At 52.7% G+C, this 18,406-nt stretch carries 14 protein-coding genes; 2 read left to right on the top strand and 12 right to left on the bottom strand.

Going from position 1 to position 18,406, the window contains the following annotated elements; all coding sequences use genetic code 11:
* From ABF87_RS12625 to ABF87_RS12595, 7 genes are all read right to left on the bottom strand, one after another.
* Nucleotides 1–1,246: DUF3422 domain-containing protein (locus ABF87_RS12625; protein ID WP_160829477.1), on the bottom strand; the 1,246-nt coding region annotated here is incomplete at its 3' end.
* Nucleotides 1,247–1,381: 135 nt separating this feature from the next.
* Nucleotides 1,382–2,014, bottom strand: a complete 633-nt coding sequence (locus tag ABF87_RS12620; protein ID WP_160829476.1) for a hypothetical protein — start codon at nucleotides 2,012–2,014, stop codon at nucleotides 1,382–1,384.
* A 67-nt stretch (nucleotides 2,015–2,081) separates the two neighbouring features.
* Nucleotides 2,082–4,046 carry a VWA domain-containing protein gene (locus ABF87_RS12615; RefSeq protein WP_160829475.1) on the bottom strand — a complete coding sequence of 655 codons (1,965 nt, stop codon included), beginning with the start codon at nucleotides 4,044–4,046 and terminating at the stop codon, nucleotides 2,082–2,084.
* 2 nt (nucleotides 4,047–4,048) lie between these two features.
* A complete protein-coding gene (locus ABF87_RS12610; protein ID WP_240143673.1) occupies nucleotides 4,049–4,774 on the bottom strand; it encodes a CbbQ/NirQ/NorQ/GpvN family protein in 726 nt (241 codons plus the stop codon).
* A gap of 119 nt (nucleotides 4,775–4,893) precedes the next feature.
* Nucleotides 4,894–6,222, bottom strand: coding sequence for a cbb3-type cytochrome c oxidase subunit I (locus tag ABF87_RS12605; protein WP_160829474.1), 1,329 nt, complete (start codon nucleotides 6,220–6,222; stop codon nucleotides 4,894–4,896).
* Between the two features lie 63 nt (nucleotides 6,223–6,285).
* Nucleotides 6,286–6,738: a cytochrome c gene (locus ABF87_RS12600; protein ID WP_160829473.1), complete on the bottom strand. Its 453-nt coding sequence runs from the start codon at nucleotides 6,736–6,738 to the stop codon at nucleotides 6,286–6,288.
* Nucleotides 6,739–7,109: 371 nt separating this feature from the next.
* Nucleotides 7,110–8,444: a PhoH family protein gene (locus ABF87_RS12595; protein WP_160829472.1), complete on the bottom strand. Its 1,335-nt coding sequence runs from the start codon at nucleotides 8,442–8,444 to the stop codon at nucleotides 7,110–7,112.
* 218 nt (nucleotides 8,445–8,662) lie between these two features.
* Between ABF87_RS12595 and bioA the strand changes: the two genes are divergently transcribed.
* Together bioA and ABF87_RS12585 are read left to right on the top strand one after the other, a co-directional pair.
* Entirely contained in the window at nucleotides 8,663–9,991 is a 1,329-nt protein-coding gene (bioA, locus tag ABF87_RS12590; protein WP_160829471.1) for an adenosylmethionine--8-amino-7-oxononanoate transaminase, read from the top strand.
* Nucleotides 9,992–10,005: 14 nt separating this feature from the next.
* On the top strand, nucleotides 10,006–11,400 hold the full coding sequence (locus ABF87_RS12585) for an MBL fold metallo-hydrolase (RefSeq protein WP_160829470.1): 1,395 nt from the start codon (nucleotides 10,006–10,008) through the stop codon (nucleotides 11,398–11,400).
* Nucleotides 11,401–11,488: 88 nt separating this feature from the next.
* Here ABF87_RS12585 and ABF87_RS12580 read toward each other — a convergent pair whose 3' ends face one another.
* The 5 genes from ABF87_RS12580 to ABF87_RS12560 all read right to left on the bottom strand — a co-directional run bounded on the left by ABF87_RS12580 (nucleotide 11,489) and on the right by ABF87_RS12560 (nucleotide 18,182).
* Nucleotides 11,489–12,775, bottom strand: a complete 1,287-nt coding sequence (locus tag ABF87_RS12580) for an HD-GYP domain-containing protein (protein ID WP_345789916.1) — start codon at nucleotides 12,773–12,775, stop codon at nucleotides 11,489–11,491.
* A 35-nt stretch (nucleotides 12,776–12,810) separates the two neighbouring features.
* Nucleotides 12,811–15,573, bottom strand: coding sequence for a valine--tRNA ligase (locus ABF87_RS12575; protein WP_160829469.1), 2,763 nt, complete (start codon nucleotides 15,571–15,573; stop codon nucleotides 12,811–12,813).
* A gap of 114 nt (nucleotides 15,574–15,687) precedes the next feature.
* Nucleotides 15,688–16,053 (bottom strand): hypothetical protein, encoded by a 366-nt coding sequence (locus ABF87_RS12570; protein ID WP_160829468.1) that lies wholly within the window; start codon nucleotides 16,051–16,053, stop codon nucleotides 15,688–15,690.
* A gap of 63 nt (nucleotides 16,054–16,116) precedes the next feature.
* Nucleotides 16,117–16,536, bottom strand: coding sequence for a DNA polymerase III subunit chi (locus ABF87_RS12565; RefSeq protein WP_160829467.1), 420 nt, complete (start codon nucleotides 16,534–16,536; stop codon nucleotides 16,117–16,119).
* Nucleotides 16,537–16,685: 149 nt separating this feature from the next.
* Complete coding sequence (locus tag ABF87_RS12560; protein ID WP_160829466.1) at nucleotides 16,686–18,182, bottom strand: leucyl aminopeptidase; 1,497 nt, start codon at nucleotides 18,180–18,182, stop codon at nucleotides 16,686–16,688.
* Nucleotides 18,183–18,406 lie beyond the last annotated feature (224 nt).

Genomic DNA, 18,406 nt, shown 5'->3' with positions numbered 1-18,406 from the left:
TTTCCGGATGAATCGGCAGGCCTGCGGCCTTGCCGGCCTTGGTCACATATAGCAGCAAGCTGATGACGTAGTAGGAAATGGCCGCAATCGACAGCCCTTCCACGGTACTTTGCAAGCGCAGTTGCAGTTCTTGGCCGTGCGTAAGCTTTTCGAGCAATTGCTGATTTTGTGTTTCGGTTTGAATATCGACGCGCGTGCGCAGTAATGCGCTGGCACGCGCCACCCGGGCGGAAAGGTAGCCCATTCGCTGCGCGGTCGCCTCCACCGTGGCAATCGCCGGCGTCAGCCGCCGTTGCATGAATTCGCCGATCGTTTGCGTTCCTGGAAGCGCCTGTTCCCTGAGCTCGGCAATGCGTTGCGTAACCAGCTTGCTATACGCCTGTGTCGCTGCAAATCGGTAGGCGTGTTCCACCGTAGCCCGTTCAACCCGGGCCGCCAAGGCGGTGAGCGTATCCAGCAATTCCTGGTCAGAGGCGACCTTGTTTTCGAGCTGCGCGGTAATGTCCGCCAACTGTTGTTCGGCGCTGGTCAATTCCGGAATCAGTCGTTTGGCGACCGGTAAACCGCGCAATGCCATCAACCGGTAAGTCTCGATTTCAAGTAGCCGTTGCGATACGCGCCCTGCCCGCGTCTCCGAGGTATCGTCGGGCATGATCACCAGCATGCGTTCAAAACCGCTGTGCCGCAGCATGAAATCGGTCACCGCCAGTGAATAGGCATCCCGGCCAATCAATGACGCCACCACCGGATTTCCGCCAAACCACTTGCGCGCCTGTATGAGCAACTGCTCCGGCTGCTGCACGTCCCCTGAAACCATCGCTAGCTTGATGGCCGCAAACGTGCGCCCCGGGATGTCCGCCAGCCAGTGCTTCGGCAAGGTCAGACAAGACAGCAACTCAGGATCGGTTGCGCCTAACTGGGCAATTTCCGGCAAATGCTGCACCAGTGCATAGCGCGTGAACTCGGTATGGCGCTCCCATCTCAGCGTATAGCTCGGTAGCCGCAAGCGCAGGAAATTATTCTGCAATTGCTCGAGCATCAATGCTTGCTGGCCGGGAAGCCGGCGTAAATGCGCGTATTCTTCTTCACGGCTGATGCCCTCATTGATGACCACCACATACATGATCAATGCGGGCAGGTGGATGCGCGGACTCGGCCGGGCATGCACTTCGTTGTGCAACAGCACACGTTGAGGATCGTCATCCGGTAATAAATCAGTCGAATCGAGATGAATATTTGAAAACATGCGTGTCAACGGAGCAGTGATTGATCAAGAATCAGAATGTAGCAAGGATCGGAATTCAGTTAAAGGTGCCGGCAACTGACAAATTCATTAAAGCCATGCTCCCGCACGCCCAATAGTTATCCATCAAGCCATATTTTATTTCAATATTCTTTTCAAATTGGCAAAGAAAATTACCGCGCCCAGCATCGCAACCATCGGCCAGAATTGAATCATCCCTTCATACCATCGCATACCGACAGCAATTGGAATTTCCAGCGTGAAATCAACTTGCTGATCATTCTTTCCTGAAAGAGAAACTCTATATTCTCCGATTTCGCCGATGCTCAATATTTGGGTAATGATACCGGAGTCGTAAGTTCTCTCAGGTATGGTCAATAATGTCTTAACCGGCTCGTTGCCTTCCATCTTGGTGAGCGTCAGTGCGAGCGGCCATTGACGTGCCGCTTCCGGATAAAGAAGATCGATCGTGATGTCCAGCATGCCAGGACTGGCCATTTTGCTGCATAACGTCGGAACAGGCATCGCCTTCATCGCGTCCGCCGGAATTTCGTAATCGTCAGGGATGAAATATCCCGAATAGCCGATCAGCAGAGATTCAGACTCTATCGTGCAAGTGCCACCACGAAAGCCCTTGGGATATGTCGCCGACATATCGCCTTGCGAGCTGACGTGGAACTGTAAGCCGATGACGACAACAGCCATTAAAAGTCCTGCCGCCACCACAAGACGTTGCATTCCCATTGGCAAATTAGCCCAGATTTTAGCCATGAATCCTCCGATGATTTTCATATCCTTTGGCATTTCCATTACTTCTTAACATTCAGCAGAAAATACATTACCGAATCAACTGTTGATAAATATTCGGCATTACCTGCGGCAAACGGTCTGGACGCGCCACTATGGCGTATCCTCCTTTTCCAAACAGATATGGAAAATAATCTTGCGCCGCTTGATCAATGGTAATGCCGAACACCGACAAGCCTGCCCGTCTGGCCTCAACAATCGCTTGTCGCGTATCTTCTACGCCGTATCGGCCTTCATAATGATCGAGATCGTTGGGCTTGCCATCCGTGAGTAATAGAATCAGCCGGTGCCGCTCCGGACGCAGGCTCAATATCTGCTGAACATGACGCAGCGCGGCGCCCATACGCGTGTAATAGCCGGGCCGCAACGCCGCAATGCGGCGCAACATACGGGTATTGAACGGCTCAGAAAAATTCTTCACCTCGGTTATTCGAACATAAGCTCTCTTTCGCGACGTAAAAGTATAGATAGCAAACGCATCCCGGCAGGTTGCCAGCCCTGTCGCCAGCGTGATCAACGCTTCTTTACCGATATCGATGATACGGCGGCCATTGATCCAACTGTCGGTGGATAGCGACACATCGACCAGAATCGCCACGGCCAAATCGCGCGATTGTTGTCGTGACGCGCAGTACAACCGGTCTGACCCATGGCCGGTGGCACGAACATCGCATTCGGCGCGCACGACCGCATCCATATCCAGTTCAGCGCCATCCGGTTGATGACGCAGAATTTCCCGTTTCGGCAATAGCGCTTCAAACTGGCGGCGAATTCTGCGGAAACGCTTGCGTGCCTCCAGATCCGGCGCCCAGTCCTGGTCATGTTCCGGAGCCTGCTGGAACACTATCCGGCATTGCCCGTGATGATACAGCTTGCGCCGGTAGTCCCATTCGGGATAATCGAATTCGGAGATCAGCCGGGCGGGATCGACATCTTCCGGCGAAAGATCGAGATCGAACTTGAGCGTCACCGCAGCGCTCCGGTCATACGAACTCACGGTGATTTCCTCGAGCGCTTGCGCGGCGTTTCTGGCCGACTCTTCATCATCATCCTGAACGGCGCGATTGACATTGACCATTTCCGACCAGCTCAGCATTTTTTCGAACCGATTCAACAGCAACGGATCATCGCGCCGACTTTGATCCTGTTCCCGGCGACGGCTGTTTTTCTTGCGCTGATCCTGAGGATGCTCGCTACTCTCGACGCCATCCTGCTCTGTATTCTGCGCCGCGGCAGAGCTGCAGTTCTGCTGAGCCCACGCATTGCCCCATAGCGGAACCGGCAAAAATGTCCGGTAGCGCTTATCCGCTGTCCATAAGGTGAGATCGGGCGCTGGGTTGCGAATGGCCTGCAGGAATGAATCCGCCAGCATATCGGTGCCGGGTTGAGTGCCCAGTAACATCAGAATCACTGTTTCGATCGCCTGTTCCTGCTGGCTCAGCAGACGCCGTGGCCGCTGCGCAGCGATCGCCAGACAGAGGTTCCGATAGCGCTGGGCCAGGCCGGGATAGCGGTTGCACACGCCGGTGCTGATCCGATGCACCTGATGAAGGTAGACCAGATCCGCTTGCAACGGATCGGCATGAACGTACTTCACGCCGCTGACAGGATCATCCATCAAGTCATTCGCAGTAGCGAAAAACGCCGCCAGCCAGACATAATGCTGCCGGTTCAATATCCTGTCCGGAAAATACCCCAGCCGTTCCGGCAACAGCATTCGTTCATGATTGCAGTCGATCGGCGGCAGAACCTCATCCATCAAGCCCAGGCGCTGGCGCCATTTCAAGCGATGCCGCGAAGATTGCGGCGTTCCGGCAGTCAACGTGATGCCCGGCGACCCACCCAATCCGCGGAAAAATACGCCCAGCGCTGCGCGAACTTCCGTCAGCGATATTGCTGCGTCAGCATGGAAACGATAACTGCTGGTGCTGCCGGCAAGCCGGTGCCAGCAACGTCCGATCTGTTCCTCCAGTTCGAGAAACGCCAGCCAATCCATGCTCAGCCGTACGTCGCGCGAATCAGATCGAGCAAACCTTGCTTGACATCAGGATCATCGCAGAGCGGCTCAACCAGCGCAGCTTGCGCAGCCTGATAAGGATCGAGGCCGCTTTTCATCAGTACGGCGCAATAGATCAGCAAACGGGTCGACACGACTTCATCCAGATCGACATCCTTCAAGGCGCGCAATCGTTGCGCCAGATTGATCAGAGGCACGCAATCCCGTTCCGGCAAGCCGCTTTCGATGGCGACAATGGCCATCTCGGCGTCCGGCGGCGGAAAATCAAAGCTGATCGATATAAAACGCTGGCGCGTGCTGGGCTTGAGCGCTTTCAGAATATTTTGATAGCCCGGATTATATGAGACGACCAGCATGAATTCGTCCGGTGCGGCCAGCGCTTCGCCGGTGCGCTCCAATGGTAGGAAGCGCCGGTCATCGGTCAACGGATGCAATACCACCGTCACATCCTTGCGCGCTTCAACGATTTCATCCAGATAACAAATCCCGCCGTTGCGCACAGCGCGCGTCAACGGACCATCCACCCATACCGTGTCCCCGCCCTTAAGCAGATAACGGCCGGTCAGATCGGCGGCGGTCAGGTCATCATGGCATGAAACTGTATGCAAGGGCCGTTCCAGACGGGCGGCCATGTGCGCGATGAAGCGCGTTTTGCCGCAACCGGTCGGCCCCTTGATCAGCAACGGCAGCCGCTGCCGGTAAGCCATTTCAAACAGCGCGCATTCATTCCCAACCGGCTGGTAGAAAGGAATGCCTGCAACCGCAGACGGAATTTCCGAACTGGGCCGACTGCACAACGGCACATCCGGCATGCTCAGGCCATCCATCATGCCCGCGCAGCCGCGGTACGCTCGGTGACCGGCCCCAACGCCGCATAAATGAACATCAGCGCGCCGACGATGAAGAAAATGCCGGCACCGAGGCGCAACCCATAAAACAATTCAATCTGCGACTGCACATTCATGAAACCGAGTGCCATCACGCGCTGCAAATGGGTCTGCAGAATGCCGGCGAACACCAACGCAAAGGTAATTCCCAGCATCGCGGCATTCATGAGCCAGAAACTCCACATGTTCAGCACTTGATTGAACGGCTGGACTTGCCGCAACGCCGGCAGCGCATACGTGAAGAATGCCAGGTTCAACATCACATACGCACCGTAAAACGCCAGATGCCCATGCGCCGCGGTCAACTGGGTGCCATGCGTATAGAAATTGATCGATGGGAAGCTATGCATCATGCCGAGCAGGCCCGCACCGATGAAAGCCATCACCGGGCAACCCAGGCTCCAGAGTATAGCGGCCTTGTTGGGATGATCGCGGCCGCTCTTCTTCACTAAATAGAATGCCCACAGCATCATCGCAAAAAAAGGCACGATCTCCAGAAACGAGAACACGACGCCGATCCAGTGCCAGTATTCCGGCGCCCCGATCCAATAATAGTGGTGGCCGGTTCCCAGCAATCCGCTGAACAACGAACAGCCGACGATGACATAGAGCCATTTCTCGATGATTTCGCGGTCGACGCCGGTCAATTTGATCAGCAAAAAGGCCAACATCGCGGACATGATCAATTCCCAGACGCCTTCCACCCACACATGCACCACCCACCACCAGTAGAGCTTGTCCACCGCCAGATTGTCGGGATTGTAAAAGGCGAACATGAAGAAAATGGCGGCGCCCCACAACCCCAGCAGCAGAACAATGGAAACCACCGTCTTGCGGCCTTTGAGCACCGTCATCGTGACATTGTAGATGAAGATCAAAAACGCGATGACCATCAGTATCTTGATCCAGAACGGTTGTTCCAGGAATTCCCGGCCTTCGTGTATACCGCCAAGATAGCCTGCAACCGCCGCTAACGCGGCAAATACAAACAAGCCCAGTTGTAGCCATGCCAGCTTGGGACTATGAATTTCCTGTTCGCTTTCTTCCGGAATCAAAAAATAACTGGCGCCGAAATAACCCAATAGCAACCACACCAGCAGCGCATTCGTGTGGATCATGCGCAGAATATGAAAAGGCGCGGATTCGGCCAGGAAATTAGGAAACACATAGACCGTTCCGGCGAGCACGCCGGCCACGATCTGAACCAGAAACAGCGCAAGCGCAGCGACAAAATAAGGATAGGCAAGCTGCTGGGTGTGATATTTCATTGACAAATCTCCATCAAAATTTCGTATTGAGCAACAGGTATACAACGATCGCCACCATAACCGTCATCCGGCAACATTGGGCGGCCACCCCAAGGTATTGATGCGACTGGTCCATTCAAGGAAATCGATCAGATCATCCAATTCCTGTTCAGTCAGATTGAATTGGGGCATTTGCCGACGCCCTTCGACACGCGTGGGCTGGGCTCGCATCCAGGCTTTCAGGCCGGAACGTGCGCCTTCGGGGCTTTGTTTGCCGCCATAGCGAATCCACACATTGCCCAGTTCAGGCGCGAAATAAGCGCCTTCACCCAGCAGAGAATGGCAATTGATGCAGGAATGCTTCTCCCAGACATGTTTACCGCGTGCAACGGATTCAGTGAGGGTCGATTCATCGGTCGCCACATTTTTCATATAGAAATGGCTATGAACTGTCAGAACCGTAAACGTGATCAGGAAAAAAATGGATCCGCCATAAAAAATATTGCGGGCGGCCGATTTCGTAAGATACTCTGCCATATACTTCCCCCTTATTTACAGGCAATTAGAATTTACACAATGACCCTATTATCAACTCAGATTTTAATTATTATTATCAAATAGATACCTAACTTCTTGTAGATCTGATTCGATTCTAGCCCAGCCAACCAAGAATTGGAAGCTACATGAAATATCCCTATGATTTGTTAGATTTTTGCTATCCCTGAAAACCCGCTGAGGAAGAAGCTAAAAATACGGTGAGTGGATGAGCGCCAGAATAGAAGAATCCATCCTTGACGGCGAGGCAAATTAGCGCGATCAGCGCTACCTCGACCAATGTAACCTAAAAAGAAAGAAACCGCCGTTGTGCATTCATCGACAACGATAACAATGCAATGGCAGATGCGATCTTAGAGCAATTGATTCGCCAGATTGGCGAGGTGGGATCGTTCCCCCTTTTCCAAGCGCACATGGGCATAAATTTCATGGTGCTTGATCTTGTCGATCAAGTATGACAGGCCATTGCTCTGGGAATCGAGATAAGGGGTGTCGATCTGATAGATATCGCCGGTGAAGATGATTTTGGTATTTTCTCCGGCCCGCGTGATGATCGTTTTCACTTCATGCGGCGTCAGATTCTGGGCTTCATCGACGATGAAAAACACATTCGAAATGCTGCGCCCGCGGATATACGCCAATGGCGTGATCTTCAGCTTTTCCTGATCGACCGCATCGGTGATCTGCTTGTATTCCTTGTCTTTCTCGGTGAACAAGCTTTTGATGAATTTGAGATTGTCCCAGAGCGGCTCCATGTAGGGATTCAGCTTTGAGATCACGTCACCGGGCAGAAAACCGATGTCCTTATTGCTCAAAGGCACCACCGGACGCGCCATGTAGATCTGCTTGAAATGCCTTTTCTGATCGAGTGCACCGGCCAGAGCCAGCAGCGTTTTGCCGGTACCCGCCACGCCCTGGATGGTCACGAGCTTGATATGGGGATGGGTAATCGCATGCAATGCAAATACCTGTTCGGCATTCCGGGGGGTCACCCGGAACGCGGATTCTTTCTGGATGCGCTCGATTCGCTGCGTTACCGGGTTGTAGAAAACCAATACCGAAGCACGGGCATTCTTCAGAATGAAGTAATGGTTCGGTATCGGCTCGTGTATGCCAACATCGGCCGGCAAGCAAGAATTATGGTTGTAGATGCTCTCGATGACATCTTTCGGCAGTCCTTCGATGACCGTTTTACCGGTGTACAACGAATCCAGATCCTTGATCTTTCCGGTTTCGAAATCTTCCGCCGGAATGTTGAGGGATTTCGCCTTGAGCCGCAGATTGATATCTTTCGAAACCAGAATGATTTTACTGTCCGGGTACTCTTCACCCAATGAAATGACTGCGTTCAGTATCCGGTGATCCGCAGTGTTTTCCCCGAATACGACGGTCGCGTCCAAGCCGCTGGTTCTCTCCTGCATGCATACCTTGAAATGGCCGTGGTTCGGGCGGTCGATCGGAATCCATTTCTGCAGTGAATGATTAGCCGACAAGGCATCCATGATGCGGATGAATTCTCTCGCCTCGAAGTTCTTGATGTCATTGCCTTTCTTGAAATGATCCAACTCTTCCAATACCGTGATCGGAATCGCCACGTCATTGTCTTCAAAGCTGTAAATGGCATTATGGTTGTATAAGATGACCGATGTATCCAGGACAAATATTTTCTTCTTGTGCTTTCTTGGCATGAATATAGGAACCCTCAGAAAACGATACTGATGTTGATCGGCAAACCCCGCGGTTACCGCTTAGTGAAGCAAAATGTACGCTATTCTCGGCAATGGCGCTACTCGTGAATCGTGGAAAATTCTTTGATGGGTATCGGCCACAAAGATCATATCTCATCATATCGGTATAAATCGGTACAATGCCATCCTCTTCAGAATTTTCTATCAAGAATAACGCTATGTTGAATCATGCCTCCTTCCCGGCTCTGCAACAGAGAAGTCTGCAAACGGTCTGGCATCCGTGTACGCAGATGAAGCAGCACGAAACCTATCCGCTGGTTCCGATCCGCAGCGGCAAAGGCGTCTGGCTACATGACACCGAGGGCAAACGCTACTTGGACGCCATCAGTTCTTGGTGGGTCAATCTTTTCGGTCATGCTCACCCGGAGATCAATGCCGCCATTCGCGACCAGCTTGATAACATCGAGCATGTCATGCTGGCGGGCTTCACGCATGAGCCGGTGGTGTCCTTATCCGAGCGGCTCACGAAAATGGCACCGGGATCGCTGGGACATTGTTTCTATGCCAGCGATGGCGCTTCGGCAGTCGAAATTGCTTTGAAAATGAGCTTCCATTACTGGCAATTATGCGGTCATGTTCAGAAGAATCAGTTCATCAGTTTGCAAAATGACTATCACGGCGAAACGCTCGGGGCGTTGTCGGTGACCGACATTGCGATTTTCCGCGAAACCTATGCGCCGCTGCTGCGCCCGTGCACCCACGTTCCGACGCCGGATTGGCGCTATGCGCAACCGGGAGACACACCGGAAGCGCATGCGCTGCACACTGCCGAAATGCTGGAAGCCTACCTGGCTAAACATCATACTCAGGTTGCCGCATTGATCCTGGAACCGCTGGTTCAGGGCGCCACCGGCATGGGAATGTATCATCCCGTGTATTTACAGCGTGCGCGTGAAATTTGCAGCCGGTATCACGTTCATTTGATCGCCGATGAAATCGCGGTGGGATTCGGCCGAACCGGAACGATGTTCGCCTGCGATCAAGCCAGCATCGCACCGGATTTTCTGTGCCTGGCCAAAGGATTGAGCGGAGGGTATCTGCCTCTCTCCGTCGTCATGACGACCGACTCGATATTTCAAGCGTTCTATCATGACAAGACGGCGCGCGCCTTCCTGCATTCGCATTCGCATACCGGCAATGCGTTGGCCTGCCGCGCAGCACTGGCGACACTGGATATTTTTGAACGCGACCGCGTACTCGAAACCAATGCGAGCAAAGCAGCGTATCTCAACAGCATTGCCACGCCGCTGCGCGATCATCCGAAAGTTGAAAATTTCCGCCATTGCGGCATGATTTGGGCATTCGACGTCAAAACCGGCGACCATGAATTTGCTGCAAAATGCTTCCGATTGGGATTGCAGCATCAGGTCGTGCTGCGGCCGCTGGGCAGGACGATTTATTTCATGCCGCCGTATGTGATCAGCGACGAGGAGATTCGCCTGTTGATCGATGCCACGTTGGCAGTATTGAACACCATGACGGACTGACAGGACGATAATTCATGCGATTGACTTTTCTTGGGGCAGCCGGCGAAGTCACCGGCTCATGCTATCTGATCGAGACCGAAACGGTACGGTTCCTGGTCGATTGCGGCATGTTTCAAGGCGGGCGCGAAGCCGACAAAAAGAACCGCACCGCGTTTACGTTCGATCCTAAGGATATTGATTTCGTATTGCTGACGCATGCCCATATCGATCATTCGGGATTATTGCCGCGGCTCAGCGCCTGGGGTTTTCGCGGCCCGGTCTATTGCACCGCCGCGACTGCGGATTTACTCCAGGTCATGCTCAAGGATAGCGCCTATATTCAGGAAAAGGAAACCGAGTGGCGCAACAAATCGCGCCATCGTAGCCGCTCGACGCAGGATCTGGCGCCGCTGTATACCGTCACTCAAGCCGAAATGCTGTTGAGACAACTGCACCGCGTTGACTATGACCAGGACGTCAAGCCGCATCGAACGGTCCGCTGCCGCTTCCGCGATGCCGGCCATATTCTCGGTTCCGCGATCATCGAGCTATGGGTCAATACCGGCTCAGACGATAAAAAAATTGTTTTTTCCGGCGACCTCGGACAGCCGGGCCATCCGGTGGTGCGCGACCCCTGTTTCATTGAACGGGCGGATATTCTGTTGATTGAATCGACCTACGGCAACCGCCTGCACCGCAACCTGCAGGAGACCGTCGAAGAGCTGGTGCATGTCATCACTGAAACGCTGGTCTATCAGCGCGGCAACGTCATCATTCCGGCTTTTACCGTGGGGCGCACCCAGGATCTGCTGTTCTTGCTGATCGATCTGTACCGCCAGGGCAGATTGCCATCGATGGATATCTATGTCGATTCCCCAATGGCGCGGGCGGCCACGGAAATTACGCTCAAGCACATCGCAGTGCTCGACCCGGAATCATCGGACGCATTGCGATGGATGAATGACACCGCCCAGAAACCGCGCATCCATTTCGTACAGGATATTGAAGAATCAAAGCAGCTCAATCACCGCAATGGCATCATCATCATCTCGGCAAGTGGCATGTGCGACGCCGGGCGCATCAAGCAACACTTGAAATATAATCTCAATCGACCGGAATGCAGCATCGTGATCACTGGATTTCAGGCTCAGGGTACCCTGGGGCGCCGGTTGGTCGATGGCGCCAGACAGGTACGGATCTACGGCGAGGAAATTCGCGTCAGGGCTGCCATCCATACCATCGGCGGACTTTCCGCTCACGCCGATCAGGCCGATTTGATCCATTGGCTGAAGCATTTTCACGCAATGCCCGAGAACATCTTTGTGGTGCATGGCGAACCTAATAATGCCGCGGCGTTCGTCACAGCCATCGAGCAGCAATTACGCTGGCGCGCGACGGTTCCCGCGCGGCTATCGACCTATTCATGCTGAAAGTGCATCGATGAAGAAAACTCTGAACATGACTGCGCTTGACCCAAGCCAAATGTTTCGGGCCTGTTTGACATCAAGTTGAACCTGCTCATATATCCTGAAACTTGCTCAGATCCAATTGCCATTTGAGCGGATCTTCAATATTTTCAATCCTATCCGTGCTTTTCGATAAATCGACGATTTCGACCGGTATATACGCATTGGCGCGGGTCGAGAAAAAAACCCTGATGATCGGCGTAATCAGGCTTTTCCTGGACTGCTCGATCACGACGCCGAGCCGGCCGGATTTCAGCTTCAAAAGGCTGCCGTTCGGATAAATCCCGATGGTTTTGACAAAGGCGTGAAAAATAGTCTCATCGAAATGACCAGGCTGCCAGGAGGCCATTTTATGTATCGATTCGGCAGGCCCCCAAGCTTTTTTATAGCAACGGTCGGAACTGATGGCATCGTAGACATCGCATACTGCGCCCATCCGCGCAAATAACGTCACCGCATCGCCCGATATTTTCTCGGGATAGCCCCGGCCATCGATGCGCTCGTGGTGATGCAGGCAAACATCCAGGGCGATGTCGCTGACCTGGTAGCAGGATTTGAGGATTTCCCAACCGCGTTGCGGATGCTGCTTGATGACATTGAATTCGTCATCCGTCAGTTTGCCGACTTTGTTCAATACATCGTTAGGAACCGCCATTTTTCCGACGTCGTGCAGCAAACCGGCAATGCCCGCCTGGCGGATCTGTTCTTCATTCAAGCTGAGTTGTTTGGCCAGAGCCACCATCAGCATGCACACGGCCACCGAATGCAGATAGGTGTATTCGTCGGCGTTTTTCAATCGCACCAGGCTCAACAGCGCGTTTGGATTACGCTCTATCGATTGATTGACTTCTTCCACCAGCGCGGCTGCGTCTTCGATTTCGAACGCATTGCCCATGCGAACGTCGTTGAACATCGTCTTGACGATTTTCTTGGCGGAAGTGTGAATTTTTTTGGCTGAATCCAATTCTTCTGCAAGAGAAACCGGTGCAGGTTTTTTTTTGAGTGGCCGAGCAGCTTCTTTGACGATACGTTTAACGGGAGGATTTGCTGGGGGAGCGCTAGTTTGTTCGTCCTCTGGGATATCCAGACCTTTGCTGGTATCGATCCAGATTTCATCGAAACGGCAATTCAGCAGCTTGTCCAGATCCTTCTCGTCATCCAACATGAACGAAGTCCTCCAGAACGGATGTTCCAGCCAATTTCCGCGTATCTCATGAATATACATTCCCAACCGAACCTGTTCTGCTTGTATCTTTTTGATCATAGCGGGCAATCGTAACAAAAAGAACTGCGTTTCCTGGCTCTTGATGTGTCCAGAGCCGCAAATTAATTCAATCACATACGACTACGATAGTGGAACAATTATCTCATGATCTATCCCAGCTTATTGTACTGTTCTTTTAATTTATCCAACGTTGTAGTAAAGGCGCTTAACCGCTCCTGTTCCTGTGCTACCACATGCTGCGGCGCGCGCTCGACAAAGCTCGGATTGGCCAGCTTGGCAGTGGCCTTGGCTACTTCCGTTTCAATGCGGGTGATTTCTTTAGCCAAGCGCTCGCGCTCTACTGTGATATCGATCTCCACTTTCAGCATCAGCCTGAATCCCCCGACGATCGAAACCGGTGCATCCACATCGGGCAGTTCCGGCTGACTGGCATCGACTTCCGACAATTTGGCCAATGCCAGCAGATAAGGTGAACATTCCGCCAGCACCGCCGAATTACCAGTGGCCAGCAGCGGTACCCGCTGTGCCGGCGATAAATTCATGTCGCTGCGCAAGGTACGGCAGGCATTGACCAGATCCTTGAGCAGATGAATGGATTGCGCCGCATTGTCATCCAGCTTTGCAGGATCGGCTTGGGGATAGGGCTGGCGCATGATGCTGTCGCCGCTCTTACCCGCCAGCGGCGCCACTTTCTGCCACAGTTCCTCAGTGATGAACGGGATGATCGGATGTGCAAGCCGCAGCATCGCTTCCAACACTCTGACCAGCGTTCGCCGAGTTGCCCTCTGAGTCGCTTCCTGATCCTGACTCAATTGCACTTTGGCAAATTCGACGTACCAGTCGCAATATTCATCCCACACCAGCTCGTAAATCTCGCGCGCAGCCAGATCGAAGCGATAATTCGCGAATGCCTGTTCCACCGCCTGCTCCGCTTGCTGCAACCGGCTGATGATCCATTTGTCCGCGGCGCTATGACTCAAGGGCAAGGTCTCATCCACGCCGGTATCCTTGCCTTCGCAATTCATCAATACATAACGCGTGGCATTCCACAGCTTGTTGCAAAAATTCCGGTACCCTTCGCAGCGCTGCATATCGAACTTGATATCCCGGCCATGCGAAGCGAGGCTCGCGAATGTGAAGCGCAGCGCATCCGTTCCAAACGCCGGAATGCCGTCGGGAAAATGCTTGCGAGTATTTTTTTCGATCGATTCAGCCTGTTTCGGATTCATCAAGCTGGTGGTGCGCTTGGCGATCAGATCCGGCAAGGTGATGCCGTCGATCAGATCAAGCGGATCGAGCACATTCCCCTTCGATTTACTCATTTTCTGGCCTTCCGCATCGCGGATCAGGCCGGTGATATAAACTTCCCTGAAAGGTACTTTGCCGGTGAAATGCAAGGACATCATCACCATGCGCGCAACCCAGAAGAAAATGATGTCGAAACCGGTGATCAGCACCGAGGTCGGCAGAAAAGTTCTCAATTCCGGCGTCTCATCCGGCCACCCCAGCGTCGAAAACGGCCACAACGCGGATGAAAACCAGGTATCCAGCACATCGTCATCCTGTTGCAAATTCGTTTTGCCGGACAACCGTTGCGCTTCCTCCAGATCATGCGCGACCGTGACGTTGCCGTCCTCATCATACCAGGCGGGAATGCGATGCCCCCACCAGAGTTGACGGGATATACACCAATCTTGAATATTCTCCAACCATTGGTTATAGACATGGGTCCAGTTTTCCGGCGTGAATCGAACGTTACCTTGCGCGACCACTTCCAGCCCGCGTTTCGCCAATCCTTCCATCGCGACATACCATTGATCGGTCAGCATCGGTTCGATGATCGTATTGGTTCGATCACCTCTTGGCGCCATCAATGTATGCGGCTTGGTTTCTACTAAAAATCCTTGGTTTTCAAGGTCGGCAATGATCTTCTTTCTGGCGTCGAAACGATCCATGCCTTGATAGTCCGTCGGCGCTAGGTCGTTGATTTTGCCATCCAGCGTGAAAATATTGATCGGCACCAAGTGATGGCGCTGTCCGACCTGGTAATCGTTGAAATCGTGAGCCGGCGTGATTTTCACACAGCCGGTGCCGAATTCCCGGTCGACATAGGTGTCTGCAATGATCGGTATGGTGCGTTCACACAACGGCAACCGGACATGCCGGCCGATGAGGTGCTGATAACGGAGATCGTCCGGATGTACGGCCACCGCGACATCGCCCAGCATGGTTTCAGGGCGCGTGGTAGCCACGATCAGCGCTTCGGCAGCACCGACCCGGGCGCCGTCCATTGACTCGATGGGGTAGCGGATATGCCACATGAAGCCACTTTCTTCAGTCGACACGACTTCGAGATCTGAAACCGCCGTTTGTAAGACCGGGTCCCAATTGACCAAGCGCTTGCCGCGATATATCAAGCCATCCCGATAAAGACGCACAAACACTTCCGTGACCGCCTGCGATAACGCTGCATCCATCGTGAAACGCTCCCGCGTCCAGTCGCACGAGGTTCCCAACCGGCGCATCTGTCGCGTGATGGTGGAACCGGATTCTTCCTTCCACTGCCAGACGCGCTGCAAAAATGCGTCGCGCCCCATGTCGCGGCGATCCAAATCCTGCTGATCCAATTGGCGCTCCACCACGATCTGAGTGGCGATGCCGGCGTGATCCGTACCCGGCTGCCACAACGTGTTATCCCCGAGCATGCGATGATAGCGCGTCAACGCATCCATCAACGTGTGCTGGAAGGCATGCCCCATATGCAGTGTGCCGGTGACATTCGGAGGTGGCAGCATGATGCAGTATGCCGGTTTACCGGCTGCGGTTTCCGCGTTGAAATAACCACGCGATTCCCAGAAGGCATACCACTGATTTTCAATGCGCTTAGGGTCAAAACTTTTTTCGAGTTCCATGGAATGTAAAGAATGTCTGGCTGATGAAAAACAAGTCCGCCATTATAACGGATGTGTTCAGGGAGCGTATCCGAAGAAAATCGTCTGCGCCGTGGGCGCCAACCTCAACGAGCGTTATTTGGCCTGATCACTCAAGCGCGCATCCAGTGCATTCGCCAGAATCTTTTTTTCTGCACTATCCAAATTGATATGGGCATCGCTCAACGCAGCATTCAGAATATGCTCTATCGTCGCCGCAGGAATGGGCTGAGCTTGAATATTCGATGTCGGCAGGGATACGATCTCCGTCAGGACGGGAATGGAATCTGAATCGATGGCCGAAGATGCGTCTTTGGTGTTCCCAGCCGTTGCAACGCCGGAAGTCAACGTAGTTCCCGCCCCGCTCATTCTGCTCAGGTTCTGATATTTGTTCAGCAGGCTATTGAATTTAGCGAGGATCTTCGCATCGTCAACATCGTCTGTGGAATTATTGTCTTGCATGATTTCTGATAAATATGAGTATTCACTCGCGTTTTATTGGGATTCCCAGGTCAAGGAAATTCCTTAAAGCTTGAAGTGCTGAATTTCAAAACCGGCATCCTTATAAAAACGGTAACGTTCCCGCGCCGACAGCTTATCGTCCTCAGAATCACCCGCAATTTCAATGACCCTCTCGAACTGATCGAGCCGCGGCGGTGGTCGATGATCTAAGTTGAGCAGCACCTTGTAATGATCGTCGGTATGAATCCGATTGCTCAAAATGATGGGCGTCATTGCCATGATATGCTCATCATCGCTGGTACGGGCGTGGGGAATGAAACTGCCCGCAGAAAACGTCCACAGCAATCCGTCCATTTGCTCGATCAATGCTTCATCCGGCGAGTAAATGATCACGTCCATGTCCTGCTGCAGCGCTTTCGCGCAAAGCCGGCAGGCCGTCTGCAATTTATTCTCCGATCCCGAATAAAAAAAGACTTGAGTCATGGTGATCTCCTCAACACAGTCTTCGATCCGCCATCAATCCACGAGGCTGATGCCATTTCAGTAATCCTCCTGGTTTCAGTCCAGCAACCCCTGGCCTCATTCGACCATCCATTTCATACCTCGCCACTGACGGGCAGCGCTCTGGAAAGTCAGGAATTTGCGTTCGCTTGCGTGATCAAGAACTGGGTCAACAATGGCACAGGGCGTCCGGTTGAGCCTTTATCCTTACCGGATTTCCAGGCTGTGCCGGCAATGTCCAGATGAGCCCAGCGGTATTTTTTCGTAAACCGCGATAAAAAGCACGCGGCGGTAATCGTTCCCGCAGCCCGACCGCCAATATTGGCGATATCTGCAAAATTGCTCTTCAATAAATCCTGATACTCATCCCAAAGCGGTAATTGCCAGGCACGATCGCCAACCTCTTCGCCGGCAGACAGTAACTCTTTGGCCAGTCCATCATCATTCGTCATCAAGCCGGTCGTTGAATTTCCGAGCGCAATGACACACGCGCCCGTCAAAGTGGCGATATCGATGACCGCTTTCGGGTTATAGCGTTCAGCGTATGTCAGTGCATCGCATAATATCAAACGTCCTTCCGCATCGGTATTCAGAATTTCGATGGTCTGGCCGGACATGCTGGTGACCACGTCGCCCGGTTTGATCGCGCGCCCGCTGGGCATGTTTTCGGTCGCCGGAATGACGCCGACGACATGAATGGGCAATTTCATTTCAGCGATCGCGAGCAAGGTGCCGAGTACACTGGCCGCGCCGCTCATGTCGAATTTCATTTCGTCCATTTCTGCTGCAGGTTTGAGCGAAATACCGCCGGTATCGAATGTGACGCCCTTGCCCACCAAAACGATGGGATTGTCTTTTTTCGCTGAACCGGAATATTCAAGTACGATCAATTTCGCAGGCTCGTCAGTCCCCCGCGCGACCGCCAACAACGACCCCATTCCCAATTTTTCCATGTCCTTTTCTTCCAATACCGTTGCCTTGAGCTTATGCGCTTTTGCAAGGTCCTTGGCTTGCTTGGCCAAATAGGTCGGCGTGCACATGTTCGCCGCCAGGTTACCCAGATTTTTTGTAAAATCCATGCCATGCGCAATCGCCAGCCCCTGTTGCAACGCAGTTTCACACGCTGCCAGCTCAGATCGATCATTGATGCACAAGGTGATTTTACGTAAAGCGCTTTGCTCATTTTCCGGCTTGCTTTTTAGTTGATCAAACCGATAACTGCCATTGCACGCCTGAATCACAATCTGAGATACCTTCCACGCGGCGGTTCGCGCTTTGACGGGAAAATCCGCCAAAAATAACGTCACATCCGTTACAGCCGTTTTCTGCAGAGCCGACAGGACTGTGCCCACTGCCGACTGCAGCGTTTTTTCCTTGAATTCCTGCTCGTTACCCAACCCGATCAGCAGCACTCGTTTGAACAAGGTATCTGGAACATGATGAAGGAGTAATGAGGTATTGACCTTTCCATTCATATCACCCGAGGTCAATATTTTTTTGATATATCCTTGAGTAACCTTATCGAGAATCTTCGCAGATTCGGACAGTTTTTTCGATTCGAAAATACCCACCACGACACAGGCCCCACGTTGCTTTTCTGGGGTACCTATTTTTATTCCAAATTCCACATTCGACTCCTTTATCAAAATTTTTGCAAAACTGCCCGCTGCCTTGATCTACCTCATCGCTTATCCTTATAACTGCTTTATTTAAAATAATCAAAATAATTTCATGAAAAAATAAAAGCATAGCCACGCTTCCAGTTGGTCAGATCACTTTGCGGCTCTGCACATAATGATGTAAAACAACAAAAAAGTGCATAATTCCTACATTAATTCTCGCAAAGACAAGT

Origin of the sequence: Nitrosomonas sp. JL21 (assembly GCF_009833095.1) — a bacterium.
Classification (GTDB): Bacteria; Pseudomonadota; Gammaproteobacteria; order Burkholderiales; family Nitrosomonadaceae; genus Nitrosomonas.
Note: the sequence above shows the minus strand (reverse complement) of the source record. Positions and strands in the feature narration are given on the sequence as shown.